The sequence below is a fragment of the Polaromonas sp. 39-63-25 genome (genome assembly GCF_002278925.1).
Lineage (GTDB): Bacteria > Pseudomonadota > Gammaproteobacteria > Burkholderiales > Burkholderiaceae_C > Polaromonas.
Window position 1 is genome coordinate 114,199 of record NZ_NCJH01000005.1, and the last position, 18,854, is coordinate 133,052.

The 18,854-nt window shown below is 65.2% G+C and carries 20 protein-coding genes; 4 read left to right on the forward strand and 16 right to left on the reverse strand.

The genetic code is table 11. The features are described 5' to 3' along the window. Positions 1-155: 155 nt before the first annotated feature. Positions 156-563: a glycine zipper 2TM domain-containing protein gene (locus tag B7X65_RS06455; RefSeq protein ID WP_293593468.1), complete on the forward strand. Its 408-nt coding sequence runs from the start codon at positions 156-158 to the stop codon at positions 561-563. Positions 564-641: 78 nt separating this feature from the next. Here the strand turns inward: B7X65_RS06455 and B7X65_RS06460 are convergent, their stop codons facing one another. The 10 genes from B7X65_RS06460 to mnmG all read right to left on the reverse strand — a co-directional run bounded on the left by B7X65_RS06460 (position 642) and on the right by mnmG (position 10,172). Next, positions 642-2,087 carry a hypothetical protein gene (locus B7X65_RS06460; protein WP_293593469.1) on the reverse strand — a complete coding sequence of 482 codons (1,446 nt, stop codon included), beginning with the start codon at positions 2,085-2,087 and terminating at the stop codon, positions 642-644. A 21-nt stretch (positions 2,088-2,108) separates the two neighbouring features. After that, positions 2,109-2,969, reverse strand: a complete 861-nt coding sequence (locus tag B7X65_RS06465; protein WP_293593470.1) for a hypothetical protein — start codon at positions 2,967-2,969, stop codon at positions 2,109-2,111. A 39-nt stretch (positions 2,970-3,008) separates the two neighbouring features. Beyond that, complete coding sequence (locus B7X65_RS06470) at positions 3,009-3,479, reverse strand: hypothetical protein (RefSeq protein WP_293593471.1); 471 nt, start codon at positions 3,477-3,479, stop codon at positions 3,009-3,011. A gap of 24 nt (positions 3,480-3,503) precedes the next feature. Continuing rightward, complete coding sequence (locus B7X65_RS06475; protein WP_293593472.1) at positions 3,504-4,145, reverse strand: penicillin-binding protein activator LpoB; 642 nt, start codon at positions 4,143-4,145, stop codon at positions 3,504-3,506. Positions 4,146-4,363: 218 nt separating this feature from the next. Continuing rightward, a complete protein-coding gene (locus B7X65_RS06480) occupies positions 4,364-5,299 on the reverse strand; it encodes a ParB/RepB/Spo0J family partition protein (protein ID WP_293593473.1) in 936 nt (311 codons plus the stop codon). 41 nt (positions 5,300-5,340) lie between these two features. Then, entirely contained in the window at positions 5,341-5,880 is a 540-nt protein-coding gene (locus B7X65_RS06485) for an alpha/beta fold hydrolase (RefSeq protein WP_293593474.1), read from the reverse strand. A gap of 90 nt (positions 5,881-5,970) precedes the next feature. Then, positions 5,971-6,741, reverse strand: a complete 771-nt coding sequence (locus B7X65_RS06490; protein WP_096698324.1) for a ParA family protein — start codon at positions 6,739-6,741, stop codon at positions 5,971-5,973. Positions 6,742-6,772: 31 nt separating this feature from the next. Then, on the reverse strand, positions 6,773-7,399 hold the full coding sequence (locus tag B7X65_RS06495) for a LysE family transporter (RefSeq protein WP_293593475.1): 627 nt from the start codon (positions 7,397-7,399) through the stop codon (positions 6,773-6,775). Between the two features lie 110 nt (positions 7,400-7,509). After that, complete coding sequence (gene rsmG / locus B7X65_RS06500) at positions 7,510-8,169, reverse strand: 16S rRNA (guanine(527)-N(7))-methyltransferase RsmG (protein WP_293593476.1); 660 nt, start codon at positions 8,167-8,169, stop codon at positions 7,510-7,512. After that, on the reverse strand, positions 8,169-10,172 hold the full coding sequence (mnmG, locus tag B7X65_RS06505; RefSeq protein ID WP_293593477.1) for a tRNA uridine-5-carboxymethylaminomethyl(34) synthesis enzyme MnmG: 2,004 nt from the start codon (positions 10,170-10,172) through the stop codon (positions 8,169-8,171). Before mnmG ends, rsmG begins: the two co-directional genes overlap by 1 nt. Positions 10,173-10,491: 319 nt before the next feature. Here mnmG and B7X65_RS06510 point away from each other — a divergent pair, with 319 nt between their 5' ends. Together B7X65_RS06510 and B7X65_RS06515 are read left to right on the forward strand one after the other, a co-directional pair. Next, positions 10,492-11,070: an NAD(P)H-dependent oxidoreductase gene (locus B7X65_RS06510; RefSeq protein ID WP_293593478.1), complete on the forward strand. Its 579-nt coding sequence runs from the start codon at positions 10,492-10,494 to the stop codon at positions 11,068-11,070. Positions 11,071-11,133: 63 nt separating this feature from the next. Then, positions 11,134-11,427, forward strand: coding sequence for a YkgJ family cysteine cluster protein (locus B7X65_RS06515; protein ID WP_293593479.1), 294 nt, complete (start codon positions 11,134-11,136; stop codon positions 11,425-11,427). Positions 11,428-11,497: 70 nt separating this feature from the next. Here B7X65_RS06515 and B7X65_RS06520 read toward each other — a convergent pair whose 3' ends face one another. From B7X65_RS06520 to B7X65_RS06545, 6 genes are all read right to left on the reverse strand, one after another. Next, a complete protein-coding gene (locus tag B7X65_RS06520; RefSeq protein ID WP_293593480.1) occupies positions 11,498-12,952 on the reverse strand; it encodes an aldehyde dehydrogenase in 1,455 nt (484 codons plus the stop codon). A gap of 48 nt (positions 12,953-13,000) precedes the next feature. Further along, positions 13,001-13,801 carry an ABC transporter ATP-binding protein gene (locus B7X65_RS06525; protein ID WP_293593481.1) on the reverse strand — a complete coding sequence of 267 codons (801 nt, stop codon included), beginning with the start codon at positions 13,799-13,801 and terminating at the stop codon, positions 13,001-13,003. A 106-nt stretch (positions 13,802-13,907) separates the two neighbouring features. Continuing rightward, positions 13,908-14,663, reverse strand: a complete 756-nt coding sequence (locus B7X65_RS06530; RefSeq protein ID WP_293593482.1) for an ABC transporter ATP-binding protein — start codon at positions 14,661-14,663, stop codon at positions 13,908-13,910. Then, positions 14,656-15,633, reverse strand: coding sequence for a branched-chain amino acid ABC transporter permease (locus B7X65_RS06535; protein ID WP_293593483.1), 978 nt, complete (start codon positions 15,631-15,633; stop codon positions 14,656-14,658). Before B7X65_RS06535 ends, B7X65_RS06530 begins: the two co-directional genes overlap by 8 nt. Before the next feature lie 7 nt (positions 15,634-15,640). Then, positions 15,641-16,516 (reverse strand): branched-chain amino acid ABC transporter permease, encoded by an 876-nt coding sequence (locus tag B7X65_RS06540; protein WP_293593484.1) that lies wholly within the window; start codon positions 16,514-16,516, stop codon positions 15,641-15,643. A 100-nt stretch (positions 16,517-16,616) separates the two neighbouring features. Further along, a complete protein-coding gene (locus tag B7X65_RS06545) occupies positions 16,617-17,816 on the reverse strand; it encodes an amino acid ABC transporter substrate-binding protein (protein WP_293593485.1) in 1,200 nt (399 codons plus the stop codon). A 208-nt stretch (positions 17,817-18,024) separates the two neighbouring features. Here B7X65_RS06545 and B7X65_RS06550 point away from each other — a divergent pair. Beyond that, the coding region (locus B7X65_RS06550; RefSeq protein ID WP_293593486.1) for a DNA-binding protein at positions 18,025-18,854 on the forward strand (830 nt) is incomplete at its 3' end.

Here is an 18,854-nt window from a genome sequence, read left to right on the forward strand (position 1 = left end):
GTGCCTGCGACGCGCCCTCCAGGCAACCTCAAGTCGCTATTAAATTCATAGCTGCGTGCGCCCGATCACCGGGGGCCGGATGCCATTCCGGCTTGAAATAAATGGCCCGTCGCGGTAATCTAGGGTCTCCTCATGTTTCCAACACGGGAGCCCGCATGAAAACCCTGTCCGCCCTTTCCCTGCTTCTTGCCGCTGGCCTGCTGGCCGGTTGTGCCGCGCCCCGGCAGCCCCTGGTCAACTACGGCCATCCGGCGCTGAACCAGGTGGCGGCCCAACAGGCCGCGCCCGCACTTCAGAACGATGCGGGTCGCGTTGCGACCGGTGCGGTGATCGGCGGCCTGGTGGGCAGCCGTTTCGGCCAGGGCAACGGGCAGGTCGCTGGTGCCGCCATCGGTGCGGCAGCGGGCGCCATGGCGGCACAGGGCGGCTACAGCAACGAGGCGGCCGGCGGCGCGCTGATCGGCGGGCTGGTGGGCTCGCGTTTTGGCGGCGGCAACGGCCGCACTGCCGCGGCGGCCCTGGGTGCCGGGCTGGGCGCCTGGCTCGCCGTGCCGCGGGAATAAGGAACAGGAACAGAAATCAAGCCTCCCCGCCCGAAAAAAAGGCCAGCGACGCTGGCCTTTTTTGATGATTTCAACCCTTCAACCGGCAAAGGCCGCTTCCACTTCGCGGCGGAACACCGGGTCGCGCGGGTGGGCACCGGGCTCCATCGGACCGGCCTCACCAAGCAGTGACAGCGGCGCCAGCGAGCGGCCCCAGTAGAGCTGGCACGACGGGGTATTGACCAGCCGCGTGGCGGCGCCCTCGGTGGTGCTGCCGCCGCTGTCGAGCGCCACCTTCAGGGTGCCCGCCGTGGATTTCTGCGCTCCGGTGCCCAGCCAGACCGTCGCCGGCAGTTGCTCCCACTCGCGGATGTCGGCCTGGGCCTGCGTGGCATTGGCCACGCCCTGCGCCACCAGGCCGGCGAACAGCCCGATCATGCCGATGCCAGCGGCGTCGCGGTTGCCGGTGCTCGCCGCCGCAAGCAGCCCGATATCACCTACCGCACTGGCCACCGTCGCCACGCCTTGCGCGCCCTCCTTGAACGAGGCCTTGCCGTTGAGCACACCGTCGATGGGCCGGCCGCCGCGCGTGGTCGCCTGGAAGCCGAGGTCGGCACCCATCACAAAGCTGCCGACGGCGCAGTCCGAACCGCCGGCGGCGGTGCAGGCGTTTTTTGCGGTCTGCACCGGCAGCTCATGGGACTGCCACTTGAGGATCTCGCCCGACTTGCCGCTGCCGTATTTGTAGGGCGAGCGGCCGCTTTCAAACAGCACCAGCACCGGCTGGTCGACACGAACCGTGCTGTAGTTGCTGTCGCCCTTGATGGCCTGCTGCAGGAAGTCCTGGGCCATGCCGGTGTTGCCGTCGCAGTAGCTGGCCCAGCCGGCCATGAAAGGCATCAGGCCGAAATCGCCGGCGTACTGCTCGGCTTCGGCCACCGTGTCCTGGTAGTCGGCCTGCTTGAACAGGGCCCGGGCGTTCTGGAAGTCGCCCCTGGCCGCATACACCAGGCCGCGGTAGAAATGCGCCATGGCGCGTTCATAAGGCTCGCCCTTGTAGTCCTTGATTTTCTCGGCCGTCCAGAGCGACTTGGCTTTTTGCGCCTCGGGATTGTCGGCGTAAATCATCTCGATGCGGGTGACGGCGGCGTCGAACGCCTTTTCCGCCAGTTCGATGTCGCCCAGCGACAGGGCCGCCATGCCGATGCGCTGGAAGTTCAGCGTGGCGTTGCGCTCGCCTTCGATGTACAGGCGCTGGAACAGCGGCCGCAGTTCGGCGCTGGGCATTTTTTCGGCAAACACACTGGCCGCGGCCAGTGTGTCGGGCGGCACCGGCGCGGCCGGCGCCCAGCGCTTGGCGGGTTTGGCGCCCCCTTGGGCGGCGGCCTGCGCCGCCGCCTGTTGCTGGGCCGGCTGCAGCGGTGCCTGCATCAGGCTCTGGAACATGCCGCCAAACTGGGCGTGCGCCGGAGGTACCAGTGCCGCCGCCAGCAGCGCGGCAGCGGCAGCGCCACGGTGGGTCCTGAAGAACGAACGCTTCATCATGAAACTCCCCTGCGGGTGCGGTTATCGGGCCAATGCCTCGCCAAGCCGGGCCAGGGTCTGTTCGGCCACCAGCTTGCCGGTGTCGCCCACGGTGACGGGTTTGACGATTTCGCGGAATCCGCCGCGCGGGTCGGCCTCGAAGCGGGGCGCGGGCTTGGGCGCGTCTTCGGTCGGGCGGCCGTTCATGTAGCCCTCCGCCAGCACCACACCGTCGGCCAGGCGCTTGATCGACACATAGGTGGCCCAACCGGTCGGCGACGCTGCATCGCGCGTGTTGAGCACTTCCATCAGCAGCCTGGCGTTTTGTGTCAGCGCATCGGTTTCCACCTGCTGCGTGTCGAGGCTGCCGCCTTTTTGTCTGGCCGCGGTGGTGCGCATGACCACGTTGCGGTCCACCAGCCTGACGCCCGACGACGCGATAGTCTGCATGAAGGCGCTGCGCATCTGCAGGTCCACCCGCTCGACGGGGCCGCTGCGTTGCGCCTGCTGGCTCCTGACCTCCTGCGAGGTGATGGTAGTGTTGCCGACCACCGCGCCGCTGACCTGCGCCGCGGCATAACCGGGCACCCGCACCGCCTCCGCGCTGGAAACGCCGGCGCGCAGCGTGTCTATGCTGACCTGCGACGCGCTGCCCTGCTGCAGTACGTCGGTGAACTCACGGTTCCACAACACCGCAATCGTCGGGCGGCCCGCGCGCGCGTAAGCGCTGCTGAAAGCCGCGCGGTTGAACTGCGGCCCGGTGGTAACGACCACCGGGGGCGGCGTGAGCGTGTCGGGCATGTCCCGGCGGTAAGCGCTTTCAGGAATGACGGGGGCCGGGGCCTGCGCAAACGCAGCGGCAGCCAGCACGGCCAAGCCAAGGGACAGGGCGGGACGCTTCATGGAGAGCCTCTTGAGGTGGAGCGACGGTCAGCCGGCTTTTTATTTGAGCGGCACCTGGTAGGTCTGGCCCGGCGCAAACTGCGACTGGCCGCGGTTGCCGTCGTTGATGTCCACCGCCACCTTGTCGGTGGCCTGCGAGATGGCCGACTCGCCGTAGGTGGCCTGGCCACGCGGCGCCAGGAACACGGTTTTCCAGGCGCTGGGGGGCTCGCTCTGGCCGCGGTTGCCGGTAAAACGCGTGCGCATGGTCAGCACCACATCGACATCGGAGCAGTTGTAGACCGTGGTCTGCACGGCGGCCAAGCCGGTGCCGGTGCGCGAGGTGGAAATCTCCTGCACGCCGATGACCTTGGCGAGTTCGGGCGAAAGCACGGCCACCGACACCAGGTGCGGCGCACCGGCCTGCTGCTCCCAGGTCCGGCAGCCGGAAAAGGTCGGAGGGGTGGACTGGGTCGCGGCGCAGCCGGCCAGCACGGCCGCGGTCACACCTGCAAGAAGAAGACGGATCATGCGCAAAGCTCCCTGTGGTTCTGGTCAGCGGTAAATCACGTCGTCGGCTGCGGCACGGGCAAATTCGTAAATGCCGCTCCAGACGATTTCGCCGGACTCCAGGTCCGTCATTTCAAAGGCGATCTGCGTGTAGCGCTGGATCATTCCGGTCTTGGTGTTGCGGCTGTCGAGCGAGCCGATTTTTCCGGAGAGCCGGTAATCGGCGCCGAGCTGCGCCTTGGTCAGGCCGGTGGTACCGACATCGGTGGTGCCGCTGCGCTTGAGCGCGCGCTCCTGCTCGATCATGGCCGTGTTCTGGCGGTTGATGAACTGCATGCGCGAACGCGCGGCGCGGTTCAGGTTGACCATCAGGCGCTGGGTGATCAGGTTCTTGTTGATCGCCTGCGAGCTTTCATTGACGAAGTACTGGCTGTCGATGATGACGCGCGGGCGCTTGCCGGTCTCGGCAAAAATCTGCTCGGCCAGCATGTCGCGCATCATCTGGTCGGTCATGGCCAGGATGTCCTGGCTTTCCACGCCAACGCCGGACACCGGCCCCTTGCGACCCGGGTCCACATCCATCGACGACACGCCGGTGGCGTTTTGCAGCGGCGGGTTGGTCTGGCAGGCGGCGAGGCTGCACACCAGCAGCAACAGCGAGGCGGTTTTGGCGGTGGTTCTGGTCATGTCCGGCTTCTTTCCTGGCAACGGCGCGCGGCGCCGGGTATGGCAACCAAACGCAAACAATTTTGTACAAAAGGAGGCTCTTGTTTACAAAATTAGTATCGCTATCACCGAAAGCCGGCACCATCCCATAAATTGGGGGCAGGTAGCCCTCGCCCCGCGCTGCAGGGCAATACCGGAGAAGACGCTAAAAAGGGGCAGCCTGCCGCCGCCGGGCCGGCTTATTTGTTGCCGCGCAGGCGCTCGATCAGCCCGTTGAGCTCGTCCATGGAGGCGAACTGGATGGCGACTTCGCCGGTGTCCTCGCGCCGGCCATTGCGTTTGACCTGCTTCTTGACGCGGACTTCGACGTCGGCCATCAGCAGGTCGGCCAGCTCTTCTTCCACGCGGCGGGTGTCGCGCGACTTTTCCTTGGTGTTTTTCTGCGGCTTGAGCGAAAACTCGGCGCTGAGCTTCTTGACCAGGCTTTCGGCCTCGCGCACCGACATTTTTTTGGCTGCAATCTGGTTGCCGGCGGTGATCTGCGCGGCCCGGTCCAGCGCTAGCAGCGCGCGCGCATGGCCCATGTCGATGTCGCCGGCCATCAGCATCGTCTGCACCGGCTCGGCCAGGTTCAGCAGGCGCAGCAGGTTGGAGGCGGCGCTGCGCGAGCGGCCTACGGCCTGTGCAGCCAGTTCGTGAGTGAGCCCAAACTCCTTGATTAACCTTTGCAAACCCTGGGCTTCTTCCAGTGGGTTGAGGTCTTCGCGCTGGATGTTTTCAATCAGCGCCATGGCCGCGGCGGACTCGTCGGGCACGTCGCGCACCAGCACCGGCACGCTGTCCAGGCCGGCGATTTTGGCCGCACGGAAACGGCGCTCGCCGGCAATGATTTCGTACTTGCCGTCGTTGGCGCCGCTGGTCAGGCGCCGCACCAGAATCGGCTGCATGATGCCCTGCACCTTGATGGACTCAGCCAGTTCGTAGAGCGCGCCCTCGTCCATGCGGGTGCGCGGCTGGTACTGGCCGGCGACCAGGTCGGTCAGCAGCAGCGAGGCCGGCTGGCCGGGGCTGGTGGCGCTGCTGTTGCCCTTGTCGGCGTCCCCGGCTTCGCTGACCTTGGGGCCCAGCAGGGCTTCGAGTCCGCGGCCCAGGCCTTTGGGTTTTTTGGTGACCATGGTGTCTTGTCTTTCTCTGGTTCAGATAGGGTGGCGAAGCGTCAGAGACGTATCAGCCGCATGAGTTGTTCGTGGGCCTCGGGCCAGTCGGCCAGGCCGCTGGCGGCATTGAGGTGGCCGCGTGCACCGGCGTCGATGGGCCTGGCGCCCCAGGCGGCGGTGAACTGCGCCGCCCGCGCGGGCGCGCAAAACGGGTCGTCACTGCTGGCAAACACCACGGCCGGAAAAGGCAGCGGCTGCAGCGGCACCGGCGCCCAGCTGCTGAGCATGGGGCGGATGTCCTCGCGCTCCACGTCGGGCGGTGCAACCAGCAGCGCGCCCTTGACGCGCTGCGTGTTTTTCGAATGGGTGGCCCAGGCCGCCGTGTGTATGCAGCCCAGGCTGTGCGCCACCAGCACGGCAGGCTCGTCGCAGGACAGCAGCACCTCTTCGAGCCGTGCGATCCAGTCGCCGCGCAGCGGGTGCATCCAGTCGTGTTGCTCCACACGCTGGTAGCCGTGCGCCCGCTCCCAGCGGCTTTGCCAGTGGTCGGGGCCGCTGTTTTGCCAGCCGGGGAGGATCAGGACGTTCGAGGACTTCATGCCGGGAAAAGCAGGTTTACTATGGTTTTGATAGCTGTCAGCGCACGTCGCACCTGGGCTGGAGGCCGATTTGGCTTGAAACCCGGGCCATCACATGGCCTTGATGCGCTGCACCATCTCTTCGGCGAAGGTGACGAAAGCCTGCGCGCCTTTGGACGACGGGTCAAACACCACGCCGGGGAGGCCGTAACTCGGCGCTTCGGCCAGGCGCACATTGCGCGGGATCACGGTGTTGAACACCTTGTCGCCGAAATGCTCTTTCAGCTGGTCGCTGACCTGCTGCTGCAGGGTGATGCGCGGGTCGAACATGACACGCAGCAGGCCGATGATGGCCAGGTCCTTGTTGAGGTTGGCGTGCACCTGCTTGATGGTGTTGACCAGATCCGTCAGGCCTTCGAGCGCAAAGTACTCGCACTGCATGGGCACGATCACGCCGTGGGCGCAGCACAGGCCGTTGAGCGTCAGCATCGAGAGCGAGGGCGGGCAATCGATGAGCACGAAATCATAGTGCTCGCCGACATCCGCCAGCGCCAGCTTGAGCCGCTTTTCGCGGCGCTCGACATCGACCAGCTCGACCTCGGCGCCGGCCAGCTCGCGGTTGGCACCCAGCACGTCGTAGCCGCATTTCTCGCTGCGCACCCGCGCCTCCAGCACCGACGCGGATTCGAGCAGCACGTCGTATACCGTGAGTTCGAGCTTGCGCTTGTCCACGCCCGAACCCATGGTGGCGTTGCCCTGTGGGTCCAGGTCGATCATCAGCACGCGCTGCCCGACCTTGGCCAGCCCCGCCGCCAGATTGACCGTGGTGGTGGTTTTGCCCACCCCGCCCTTTTGGTTGGCAACGCAGAATATTTTGGCCATGTTCTTCTTTGGGTTCTGGGGATCGGAAGGTTTACTTGGAGATGGCCAGCTTGATGCCGAAGCCGATGAGGAACACGCCGGCCGCCTTGTTCAGCACCGCGGAAATTTTCGGGTTGGCGCGGATGCGTGCAGCCAGAAAGTAGGTGATCAGCACCGAGGTCAGGCCGTACAGAAAGGTGAGTCCCGCAATGGTGGCGGCCATGACGGCAAAGGTCTTCAGGCCCTGGTGCCGGGCCGGATCGACAAACAGGGGAAAGAAGGCCATGTAGAAAACGATGGCCTTGGGGTTGAGCAGGGTGATCAGGAGGGCCTGGCGGAAATAGTGGCGCGGCTTGATCTGCAGGATAGGGGCATCGCCGGGCTTGGCCAGCAGCATCTTGAACCCGAGCCAGGCCAGGTAAACCGCACCGGCCCACTGCACCGCATGAAAGGCGGTCGGGTAGGCGGCCATCACGGCCGACACGCCGGCCACCGCGGCCCAGAGCAGCACCTGATCGCCGGCGATCACGCCCAGGGTTGCGCCCAAGCCGCCGGCGATGCCGCCCTTGCTGGTCGAGGTGATCAGCGCCAGGTTGCCGGGGCCGGGAATCAGCAGAAAAACAATGATGGCGACCACAAAAGCGCCGTAGTCGGCAACGCCGGCAAATGAACCCAACATGGAAAACCTCCGAAAAACAGAGTTTTGAGTTTACGTCAGCGCACAGGCTGAAAATCTGCCCGCCTCCGTGATCCGCGGCGGATGTGCAGATTTTTTGCCCGGGCTGTGGGCTAAACCGCGGTTTTGGGTCGCAGCCAGAGCAGACAACGCTCGGCGGCCAGCCCGGGTACGGCCAGTTGTTCCACGTGAAACACTTCCACCGTAGCCGGCAGGGCAGCGATTTCGTCCGCCGGGTGTTTGCCCTTCATGGCCATCCATACGCCGTGCGGCGCCAGCGCCCCGGCCGACCATTGCGTGAAGTCAACCAGCGACGCAAAGGCGCGCGAGCAGATCACGTCAAAAGGCTGGCTTATCGTTTCCACCCGCGCGTGCAGGCCGGTCAGCTTGGGCAGCTTCAGGGCCAGCGCCGCCTGTTTGATGAACGCTGCTTTCTTGGCCACGGTATCCACACAGGTCACGGCCACGGCCGGGCAACAGATGGCAATAACCACGCCCGGCAAACCGGCGCCCGAACCAACGTCCAGCAGACTGGCCCCCTGCGCCAACCCGGCTTTCTGCAGATGTCGAAGCAGTGGCCAGATGGCCGCCAGGCTGTCGAGCAGGTGATGCGTCATCATTTCCGCCGGATCACGCACCGCCGTCAGGTTGTAGACCTTGGTCCATTTGGCAATCAGATCCAGGTAGTCCAGCAACTGCCCCACTTGTTGATCATCCAGGTCCAGCTGAAGCGCCTTCAGTCCGGCGCGCAAATCCTGTTCACCGCTGCGCATCAGGCTTCGGCTTGTTCGGCAGGTTTCAGGGGAACCGTGTTTTTCCAGAGGTTCTTCTTCAGGTGCACCAGCAGCAGCGACACCGTCGCCGGCGTGATGCCGGAGATGCGCGAGGCCAGGCCCAGGGTTTCGGGCCGGTGTTTGGCCAGGGTTTGTCGCGCCTCGAAACTCAGCGCCGAGACCTGCAGGTAATCCAGGTCGGCCGGCAGCTTGAGGTTTTCGTAGTGCGAGGCACGCTCCACTTCCGTCTTCTGCAGGTCGATGTAGCCGGCGTATTTGACGGCAATCTCGATCTGCTCGATGACGCCGGCCGCCATGTCGGCGGCCTCTGTTTCACGTGAAACACCCTCCGCGGGCGATGCCAGTTCGGGGTTCGCATACTTGCCGCCGTCCAACGACATCAGCGCCGCGTAGTTCACGTCGGGGCGGCGCAGCAAATCAAGCAAGGTGTACTCGCGTTCGATGGCCTTGCCCAAGACACGTTCAGCCTCGGCCAGCGGCAGGTTGCGCGGGTTGACCCAGACGGAGCGCAGGCGTTCTGTTTCACGTGAAACAGCGTCGCGCTTGCGGTTGAAGGCATCCCAGCGGGCATCGTCCACCAGCCCCAGCTCCCTGCCCTTTTCGGTCAGGCGCATGTCGGCATTGTCTTCGCGCAGCATCAGGCGGAACTCGGCCCGGCTGGTGAACATGCGGTAGGGCTCGGTCACCCCCTTGGTGATCAGGTCATCCACCAGCACGCCCAGATAAGCCTCGTCGCGCCGCGGCAGCCAGGCCTCTTTACCCTGACACTGCAGCGCGGCATTGATGCCGGCAAACATGCCCTGGGCCGCTGCTTCCTCGTAACCCGTGGTCCCGTTGATCTGCCCGGCGAAAAACAGCCCGCCGATGGACCGGGTTTCAAAGCTGGTTTTCAGCGCGCGCGGGTCGAAGTAGTCGTATTCGATCGCGTAGCCCGGGCGCAGGATGTGGGCATTCTCCATGCCGGCCATGGAGCGCACGAGGTCGTACTGGATGTCAAACGGCAGGCTGGTCGAGATGCCGTTGGGGTAGATCTCGTGGGTGCTCAGGCCTTCGGGCTCCAGGAAAATCTGGTGGCTTTCCTTGCCGGCAAAACGGTTGATCTTGTCCTCGACACTCGGGCAGTAGCGCGGGCCCACGCCGTCGATCTTGCCGGTGAACATGGGGCTGCGGTCAAACCCCGAGCGGATGATCTCGTGGGTGCGCTCGTTGGTATGGGTGATCCAGCAAGGCATCTGCCTCGGGTGCTGGATGCGCCCGCCCATGAAGCTGAACACCGGCACCGGCCCGGGCGTGCCACCCGGCATGCCGTCGCCCGGCTGCACCGTGCACTTGCTGAAGTCGATGCTGCGCCCGTCGATGCGCGGCGGTGTGCCGGTTTTCAGGCGGCCTTGCGGCAGCTTGAGCTCTTTCAGACGCGCGCTCAGCGACACCGCCGGCGGATCCCCCGCCCTGCCCGCCGCATAGTTGTTGAGCCCGACATGGATCTTGCCGTCCAGAAATGTCCCTGCCGTCAGCACCACGGTGCGCGAACGGAAGCGGATACCGACCTGCGTGACTGCCCCGACGACCCGGTCGCCCTCGACCATCAGGTCGTCGACGGCCTGCTGGAACAGCCAGAGATTGGGCTGGTTTTCGATCATGCGGCGGATCGCCGCCTTGTACAGAATGCGGTCGGCCTGCGCCCGGGTGGCACGCACAGCCGGACCCTTGGAGCTGTTGAGGATGCGGAACTGGATGCCGCCTTCGTCGGTGGCCAGCGCCATCGCGCCACCCATGGCATCGACTTCCTTGACCAGGTGGCCCTTGCCGATGCCGCCAATCGAGGGGTTGCAGCTCATCTGGCCCAGGGTCTCGATGTTGTGCGTCAGCAGCAGGGTCTTGCAGCCCATGCGGGCAGCGGCCAGCGCGGCCTCGGTGCCGGCATGGCCGCCACCGACCACGATCACGTCAAATTCTTGCGGATATACATAAGGCGAGTGCATCACGCCTCCTTCAATAAAGCAGTCGTCAGGCGAGGTGCCTGCACGCCCTGGAAAAGACCGGCCGGGCCGGAGAAGTCAGCAAACAGCTTGCCGCTTTCACAGGACGAAAAGCATGATTTTATCAGGGTGCCTCTTTTTTGTGCGGCCGGCCCCCAACAAGGCCAATGCCATTCCTTCTACCGGCAAGGCAAACTGATCGCTATGATTTTAATAGCTATTCGCGCTTACCTCATAAGGGCTAAACGCCTAAATCCTTGATGGCGCAGGCGGACAGCAGCGTTCCGGCCCGCCAGGCGCGGCACGCAAGCACAATAGAGGGATGAAACTTCTGATCTTCGCCGGCAGCACCCGGCTCGCCTCCTTCAACCGCAAACTCGCCCATGCAGCCGCCGATCTGGCGCGCGCCAGCGGCGCCGACGTGACCCACCTCGAACTGGCGGACTTTGACATCCCGATGTACAACGCCGACCTGGAAGCCAAGGGAACACCAGCCGACGTCATGAAGCTCAAGCAGCTGATGTTCGAGCACCCGGCCTGGATCATCTGCTCACCCGAATACAACGGCAGTTACACCGCCCTGCTCAAGAACACCATCGACTGGGTTTCCAGTCCGGTCAAGGCCGACCCGGCCTGGCAGGAAGGTTTCAAGTCCTTCAGCGGCAAGGTCGTGGGCATGCTCAGCGCCTCGCCGGGCGCGCTGGGCGGACTGCGTTCGCAAAGCCACCTGGTGCCGCTGCTGCTCAACGCGCAATGCTGGGTCGCGCCCCAAGCCTTTGCGCTGGGCCATGCGGGTGATGCGTTTGACGCCGATGGCAAGCTGGTCAACGAAACCCATCGCAAAAACGTACAGGCGGTGATCGACCAGGTTCTCTTTGCGAGCAGCCGACTCCATGCTTGAATTGGCGTTCAGCCCTTATTCCACGGGCGCCAACAGCTTCCTTATTAATAGCAAAAGGCATTTGTGAACTGCCGTCCTGGCTGCGGTGCCTGCTGCATCGCCCCCTCCATCAGCTCCCCGATTCCCGGCATGCCGCAGGGAAAGCCGGCGGGGGTACGCTGCGTGCAGCTGGACGAGGCCAATGCCTGCCGCATCTTCGGCCAGCCCGACCGGCCGGCCGTGTGTGGGCAGCTGATGCCATCTGAGGAGATGTGCGGGGACAGTGCCATTGTTGCGATGGCGTGGCTGACGTCACTGGAGCGGGCGACGGCACCGAGCCTGGCATCGGTGGCAAGCCCCGGCGAAATGGCTTGCTAGCGAACTACAAACCAACGAAGCACGAAGCAGTAAGCAAACATGGATCCCGGATCAATTCCGGGATGACGGATCAGAACGGATAGTGCCGCGGCGTCGTCTGTATCGTGATCCAGCGCAGCTCGGTGAACTCGGCCACACCCGCCTTGCCGCCGAAGCGCCCGATGCCGCTGCCCTTGACGCCGCCAAACGGCATCTGCGCCTCGTCATGCACCGTCGGGCCGTTGACGTGGCAGATGCCGGAGTCGATGCGCCTGGCCACGTTGAAGGCGCGCGCGATGTCGCCGCCGAACACCGCGGCTGACAGGCCGTAGGCGTTGTCATTGGCACAGGCCACGGCCTCCTCGACGCCGCTGACACGCACCACACACTTGACCGGGCCAAAGGTCTCTTCGTGGTAGATGCGCATCGCAGGTGTCACATGGTCCAGCACGGTCGCGGGCATCAGCGTGTTTTCGGCCTTGCCGCCGCAGGCCAGCTTCGCGCCCTTGGCCAGTGCGTCGTCGATCAGCGCATTGCAGTGCTCGACCGTGCCCATGCCGATCACCGAGCCCAGCACCACCGGCTCGGGCTTGCGCGGGTCACCGAGCGGCAAGGCGCTGGCCTTGGCCGCGAACTGTTTCACAAAGGCATCGGCGATTTTCTGGTCCACGATGATGCGTTCGGTGGACATGCAGATCTGGCCGCTGTTGGCAAAGCTGCCGAAGGCGGCGGCGTTGACCGCGTCGTCGATGTTGGCGTCGTCGAGGATCACCAGCGGCGCCTTGCCGCCGAGCTCCAGCACCACCGGTTTCAGGTATTTCGCGCAGGTCATCGCGATGATCTTGCCGACCTTGGTGGAGCCGGTGAAGTTGACGCGCCGTACCGCCGGGTGCGCCACCATGGCCTCGACCACCGCGCCGGCATCAAGCGGGGCGTTGGTGATGTAGTTGACGACACCGGGCGGAAAGCCGGCGTCGGCAAACGCCTCCACGATCAGCTGGTGCGTGCGCGGGCAGTTTTCCGAACCCTTGAAGATCACCGTGTTGCCGCAGGCCAGTGGCGTGGCAATGGCACGCACACCGAGAATGACCGGCGCGTTCCACGGCGCAATGCCGAGCACCACACCGGCCGGCTGGCGCACACCCATGGCCAGGCTGCCGGGCACGTCGGAGGGAATCACCTCGCCGCTGATCTGCGTGGTCAGCGAGGCCGCCTCGCGGATCATGCCGGCAGCCAGCATCACATTGAAGCCCGCCCACATGCCGGAAGCGCCGGTCTCGGCGGCCACGGCTTCGATGAACTGCGGCGTCTTCGCCTCCAGCGCATCGGCCGCCTTGAGCAGCAGCGCGCGGCGCGCGCTCGGCCCGGTTTCGCTCCAGGTCTTGAAGGCTTCGGCGGCGGCTTCGACGGCCATCACCGCGTCGGCCGGTGAGGCGGCCGGTGCGCGGGTAGCGACGCTGCCATCGAGCGGATTGCGGCGCTCGAATGTGGCGCCTTTTTCAGCGGTGACCTTCAGACCGTTGATCAGCATGGACATGTCAGACATGATGTTCTCCTTGGAAATTCGAAAGGTGGATGAGTTCTCGCCGGACGCTTATCGAAGGGCTTCGACAGGCTCAGCCCGAACGGGTTTGGATGCAATGGTTTGCGCGGGCGCCGCCCCCAGATAGGCTTCGCGAATGACGGTCGAACGCGCCAGCAGCGCCGCCGGCCCGCTGGCCACCAGCGTGCCGCGCTCCAGCACATAACCGCGGTCGGCCACGGCCAGCGCTTTCTTCACGTTCTGTTCGACCATCAGCACCGTGGTGCCGGCGTCGGCGATGCGGCGTGTGATCGCCAGCAGCTCATCGACCATGCGCGGCGCCAGGCCCAGCGAGGGCTCATCGAGCATGAGCAGGCGCGGCGCGCTCATCATCGCGCGCGCCACCGCCACCATCTGCTGCTCGCCGCCGCTCATGGTGCCGGCCAGCTGCTGCGCGCGTTCGCGCAGCTTGGGAAAATCGTTGAAGGCCTGCTCCAGGCGCCGGGTGCGTTCGGCCTTGGCGACCAGCCAGCCGCCGAGCTCCAGGTTTTCAGTCACCGTCATCTGGGGGAACAACTGCCGGCCTTCCGGTACCAGCGCCATGCCGCCCTTGACGATGTCACTGGTTTTTTCGGGCAGCGCTTCACCGTTGAGCAGCACCTCGCCGCCGCGCGGAATCAGGCCGGACAGCGCCTTGAGCAAGGTCGTCTTGCCGGCGCCATTGGGGCCGAGGATGACGGTCAGGCCGGGTTTGATCTCCAGCGTCAGATCGCGCAGCACCAGGAAGGCGCCGTAACCTGCGCTCAGGCCGGCGACTTTGAGATGCGCATGCGCGGAGCCGCCGAGCACGAAGGAAGGGGCATGCCACATCATGATGCAGCTGCCTCCCTAAATATTGTGGTCAAGGCCACACCGCGGCGTCGGCAGCAGGCAGCATTGCGCTGGTCGATCCCGCTGCGCGGGGCCCTCGCCCTTCGCTTCATACAGCCTCCCCCTCGGCTTCCACCATCTCATCCCCCAGATAGGCTTCAATCACCTCTTCATTGCGCACCACCTCGGCCGGCGTGCCGTCGGCAATCTTGCGGCCCTGGTGCAGCACGATCACGCGCTCCACATGGCGCAGCAAGGTTGTCACGGCGTGCTCAATCCACACCACCGTCAGGTCCAGTTCGTCACGCATGCGGCGTATCAGCTGCGCCATGTTTTCAATCTCGGCTTCGGTCAGGCCGGCCGCCACCTCGTCGAGCAGCAGCAAACGCGGCCGCGTGGCCAGCGCCATGCCGACCTCGAGCAGGCGCTGCTGCGACGGGGTGATGGCGCCCGCCGGCAAGGCCGCCTGGGCCTGCAGGCCGATCAGTTCAAGAATGCTGGTTTCGTCGCGCAGATGCCAGGAGCCCTTGCGCGTTCGCCCGGCAAACTTCAGTCCGAAGTCGATGTTGGCGGCAACGCTCATGTCGGGAAACACGCGCGGCGTCTGGAAGGTGCGCGCCACACCGGCTGCCGCATAACGGTGCGGCCCCTGCCCCGCGAGATCGCGCCCGGCCGCCAGCAGCTGTCCGCCGGTCGGGGGGATCACGCCCGAAATCGCATTGAAAAAGGTGGTCTTTCCGGCGCCGTTGGGGCCGATGATGCCGACCAGTTCGCCGGCATGGAAGTCGGCGCTGACGGCATCGACCGCCGTCAGGCCGCCAAAACGCACCGTGATGTCACGCGCCTGCAGCAGCAATTCAGCCATTCTTGCGCTCCTTGCGGCTCAGGCCACGCGCCCAGCCGCGGCTGTCACGCCACCAGCCGCTGAAGGTGGCCCAGCGCAGCGAGGCCAACCCGCCCGGCAGGTAAAGCACGCTCAAAATCAGCAGCAGCCCCAGCGACATCATGTAGACCTGCGGCGCCTGCAGGCGCAGCGTCTCGGCCAGCACGCTGAACACAATCGCGGCGATCAGCGGGCCCCACAGGGTCATCGCACCGCCGATCAGCGCAATCAGCACGGTCTGGAAACCGATGAAGGGGTTGAACACCGTGTGCGGGTCAATGTAGGTCCAGCGCACCGCCATGGCCGCACCCACGGCGCCGGCAAACGCGGCGGTCATCGCAAAGCCGGCCACCTTGATCAGCCGCGTGTTCACGCCCAGGGTCTGCGCGCGCTGCTCGTCGGCGCCTATGCCCATCAGCGCCAGGCCGAAGCGGCTGCGCCGCACGATGATGGAGACCAGCACCGCGAGCACGGCGAGTGCCAGCACCGTCAGGTAAATCGTGTCGCGGTCGGGTACCACGGTCAGCACCCGGCCCACCGTGCCGGTGACTTTCTTTTCAAAGTAGGTCACCGCATGGCGGATCAGCTCGGTCATGCCGAAGGTCAGCACCGCAAAGTAAGTGCCGCGCAAATGCAGCACAGCCGCGCCCATGATCACAGCCACCACCGTCGCAATGCCGGCGCCCAGCGCAATCGACTCGAGCCAGGCCATTTTTTCCAGCGCAATCGCACTGGTGTAGGCGCCGATGCCGAAGAAGGCCGAGGTCGCCAGCGAGAGGTAACGCGTGCTGCCGCAGAACAGGCCCCAGCTCGAGGACAGCGCCACGTACATCAGGCAGGTCAGCGCCATCGAGACGACAAACTCGCTGCCGTAATGCGGCAGCGCCAGTGCCCAGCCGGTAAAGGCCAGCAACAGCAGCAGGTCGCGCACCAGAATCTGTTTGTCTTTCATTCTTCTTCTACTTCGCAAACAGGCCGCGCGGCCGCAACAACAGGACCGCAATAAACACGCTGTAGGACAGCAGCGCCTTCAGCGAGGGGTTCGTGAAATGCATGCCCAGCGCTTCCACCACGCCCAGCAGCAAACCGCCGGCCAGCGCGCCGCTCATGCTGCCGAAGCCGCCCAGCGTGATGACGATGAGCGCGGTGACGGTATAGGGCTCACCCATGGAAGGCGTGATGGTGTAGGCCATGGACAAGAGGCAGCCGGCCACACCCGACAACCCCAGGCCGATGCCGAACATCAGCGGATGCAGACGCTGCGTGTCGATGCCCACCAGCTGCGCGCCGGTCGGCGACTGCATCAACGCACGCACACCCTTGCCGAGCAGCGTGAAGCGCAGCAACGCAATCAGCGCGCCACTGAACAGCAACGCCAGGCCGAACACCAGCACCTTGTTGCCGGCAAACTGCGCCTCGCCGATCTTCACCGGCTCGGCCAGGTAGTCGTAGCCGCGCAGGTCGCCGCCCCACATGAAAGAGGCGAAGTTCTGCACCAGGAACATCAGGCCGAAGGCCACCATCAGGCCGCGCGCCTCGAAGATGTCGAGGTTCGGCGATGTGATGGTCAGGCGCCGGAAGCACAGCTTGTGAATCACCAGGCCCAGCGCCATCAGCGCCAGAAAGGACACCGGCACCATCAGCAGCGGCGAGATGCCGAGCGTGGTGTGTGCCATCCAGGTCAGGTAGGCGCCCAGCATCAGGAATTCGCCGTGCGCGATGTTCAGGATGCGCATCAGCCCGTACTGCAGGTTCAGCCCGAGCGCCACCAGCGCGTAGATGCCGCCGGTGATCAGCCCGGAAGCGATCAGTTCAAGCCAGGAAAAAAGTGACATGGTGAAAAAGGCAGCCCCGTTCGCACCGAACCTGTCGAAGTGCGCGGGGCGGCTTCGACAGGCTCAGCCTGAACGGGGTGGTGTTGGCAGGTCGGAGAATTTATTTCCAGGCGGGCTTGACGAGGCTAAGCTTGGCAGTGGCCACCTTCTGCGGCCACACCACCTCGAACTCGCCGTTTTGCCACTGGCCCACGGTGCCCGGCGTGGCGGTGTTTTCACTGCCGGTGAACTTGATGTCGCCGATGATGGTCTTGTGCGTGTTGCCGGCGATGTAGTCGCGGATCGCCTTGCGGTCCAGACCGGACTTGGCCACGGCCGCCTGCAGGATCTCCAGGCCGGCCCAGCAGTGGCCGCTGGCCCAGCGGTCCGGCTCCTTGCCGCCGAATTTCTTGGTGTGTGCATCGAAGTAGGCCTTCGCGCCCGGGCTGGTCTTGCTGTTCCACGAGCCCATGCCGAGCACGCCTTCGGCGCCGGCCGGTGTCATCACGTTGCGGTAAAGCTGGAAAGCCGTGCCGACCGAGGCATAGTAAAAGCGCGGGTTGAAGCCGATTTCCTTGGACTGCTTGCTGGCCAGGATGGTGTCGGGCGGGTAGCTCAGGCCGATGAAGGCCTCCGGCTTCTTGTCCTTGATGGAGCGCAGCACCGGCGACAAGTCCTTGATGTCGCCGGGGTAGCTTTTTTCTTCCACCACCTGAATGCCGGTGCTGCGCAACGCGACCTTGAGCGCCGAGAAATTCTCCAGCCCAAACAGGTCGTCCACATAGATGACGGCCACCGTCTTCACGCCATTGGCCACCAGCATGTCCACCAGTGCGCCGACCATGCGGTCGGGCTGCTGCAGCAGCAAAAAGAAGTTCGGCAGCTTGAGCTCGACCAGCTTGCGCGACAGCGCCGTCGGCGCCAGCACCGGGTAACCCATGCGGTTGGCCAGCGGCGCGATCGCGAAGTTGGCATTGCTGCCCCAGGGTGGCAGGATCAAATCAACCTTGTCGCTGCCCATCAGTTTTTCATACGAACGCACGCAGGTCTCGATGTCGCTGCGGTCGTCGGAGCTGATCAGCTCGATCGGGCGTTTCGTGCCCTTGACGTCCAGCCCACCGGCCGCGTTGACCTGCTCGGCCCAGAGCAGGTAGTTGGGCTCCTGGCTGACCTGCGCGCCGCCGGTCCACGGGCCGGTGCGGGCAATGGCGTAGCCGATGCGCACCGGGCCGGCTTGGGCAAACAGGGAGGGGGCAAAGGCGGCGGCGCCGACGGCGGCGGCAGCGCCCTTGAGCAATTGACGCTTGGATGTCTGGACCATGGTGTCTCCTGTGTAGTCGCCCTGAAGGGCTGTTGGAACCCGCATGATAGGCAGACACCGGACCGGGCGCTTTGCTTTGCGCGCACAAAGCAGTTGACGGTCAGCGCACGGCGATCCGGGTTAACCCTTGACCCGTAACTGCAACAGGACAGGGCACAACACCCATAATCTTTGCCATGGGCCGAGCCCACAAAAACCGGAGACAAGCATGACCGCGGCCACCCTGGTATCGACCAACGACTTCGCCCCGCGCGAGCGCGCACCGGTGTGGCGCGACTGGATCTGGAAACATTTCGGCGGCCTGGAATCCGACCTCTACGGCGACACCGATTTCGACGGCGAAATGATGTCTGCCCAGGCGGGGGACGTGGTGCTGACCCGGCTGGAAGCCAACCGCCACCGCGTCGTGCGCACCCCGGACATGGTGCGCGCCAGCGATGCGGGTTACCTCAAGATCGTGGCGCCGCTGCAGGGCCGCGCCGGTGTCGAGCAGATGGGCCGGCGCGCCTGGGTCAGCCCCGGTGCCTGGACCATTTACGACACCACCGGCTCCTACGCCGTGGACAACCCCGAACGGGTGGAACACCTGATCGTGATGCTGCCCAAGGCGCAGCTCATCGAGCGCGGCCTGCCGCTGGAGAACCTGATGGCACGCCACGTGGGCGGCGCCAGCGGCATCGCCCGCGTGGCGCTCACCACCATGCGCAGCACCTACCAGGAGCTGCCCAACATGAGCGCGGCCGCCGCCCGCGGTGCCGGCGAACTCATCGCCCAGCTGGTGCGCCTGTCGCTGATCGAACTGGCCGGCCAGGCCACAGCCGTGACGCAGCGCGAAGCCCTGAAGGACCGCATCCGCGCCTACGTCAGCACCCGGCTGCGCGACCCGGCCCTGTCCATCGAGCAGATTGCCCACGCGCTCAACTGCAGCAAGCGCCACCTGCACAACGCCTTCGCCGGCGAAACCGACACCCTGGCCAGCTACATCCTGCACCTGCGCCTGCAGGCCTGCATCCGCGAGCTGCAGCAAAGCGGGCCCCA

Coding starts and splice junctions, on each gene's coding strand:
- B7X65_RS06455 (WP_293593468.1), top strand. CDS start 156: ATGAAAACCCTGTCCGCCCTTTCCCTGCTTCTTGCCGCTGGCCTGCTG.
- B7X65_RS06460 (WP_293593469.1), bottom strand. CDS start 2,087: ATGATGAAGCGTTCGTTCTTCAGGACCCACCGTGGCGCTGCCGCTGCC.
- B7X65_RS06465 (WP_293593470.1), bottom strand. CDS start 2,969: ATGAAGCGTCCCGCCCTGTCCCTTGGCTTGGCCGTGCTGGCTGCCGCT.
- B7X65_RS06470 (WP_293593471.1), bottom strand. CDS start 3,479: ATGATCCGTCTTCTTCTTGCAGGTGTGACCGCGGCCGTGCTGGCCGGC.
- B7X65_RS06475 (WP_293593472.1), bottom strand. CDS start 4,145: ATGACCAGAACCACCGCCAAAACCGCCTCGCTGTTGCTGCTGGTGTGC.
- B7X65_RS06480 (WP_293593473.1), bottom strand. CDS start 5,299: ATGGTCACCAAAAAACCCAAAGGCCTGGGCCGCGGACTCGAAGCCCTG.
- B7X65_RS06485 (WP_293593474.1), bottom strand. CDS start 5,880: ATGAAGTCCTCGAACGTCCTGATCCTCCCCGGCTGGCAAAACAGCGGC.
- B7X65_RS06490 (WP_096698324.1), bottom strand. CDS start 6,741: ATGGCCAAAATATTCTGCGTTGCCAACCAAAAGGGCGGGGTGGGCAAA.
- B7X65_RS06495 (WP_293593475.1), bottom strand. CDS start 7,399: ATGTTGGGTTCATTTGCCGGCGTTGCCGACTACGGCGCTTTTGTGGTC.
- rsmG (WP_293593476.1), bottom strand. CDS start 8,169: ATGCGCAGCGGTGAACAGGATTTGCGCGCCGGACTGAAGGCGCTTCAG.
- mnmG (WP_293593477.1), bottom strand. CDS start 10,172: ATGCACTCGCCTTATGTATATCCGCAAGAATTTGACGTGATCGTGGTC.
- B7X65_RS06510 (WP_293593478.1), top strand. CDS start 10,492: ATGAAACTTCTGATCTTCGCCGGCAGCACCCGGCTCGCCTCCTTCAAC.
- B7X65_RS06520 (WP_293593480.1), bottom strand. CDS start 12,952: ATGTCTGACATGTCCATGCTGATCAACGGTCTGAAGGTCACCGCTGAA.
- B7X65_RS06525 (WP_293593481.1), bottom strand. CDS start 13,801: ATGATGTGGCATGCCCCTTCCTTCGTGCTCGGCGGCTCCGCGCATGCG.
- B7X65_RS06530 (WP_293593482.1), bottom strand. CDS start 14,663: ATGGCTGAATTGCTGCTGCAGGCGCGTGACATCACGGTGCGTTTTGGC.
- B7X65_RS06535 (WP_293593483.1), bottom strand. CDS start 15,633: ATGAAAGACAAACAGATTCTGGTGCGCGACCTGCTGCTGTTGCTGGCC.
- B7X65_RS06540 (WP_293593484.1), bottom strand. CDS start 16,516: ATGTCACTTTTTTCCTGGCTTGAACTGATCGCTTCCGGGCTGATCACC.
- B7X65_RS06545 (WP_293593485.1), bottom strand. CDS start 17,816: ATGGTCCAGACATCCAAGCGTCAATTGCTCAAGGGCGCTGCCGCCGCC.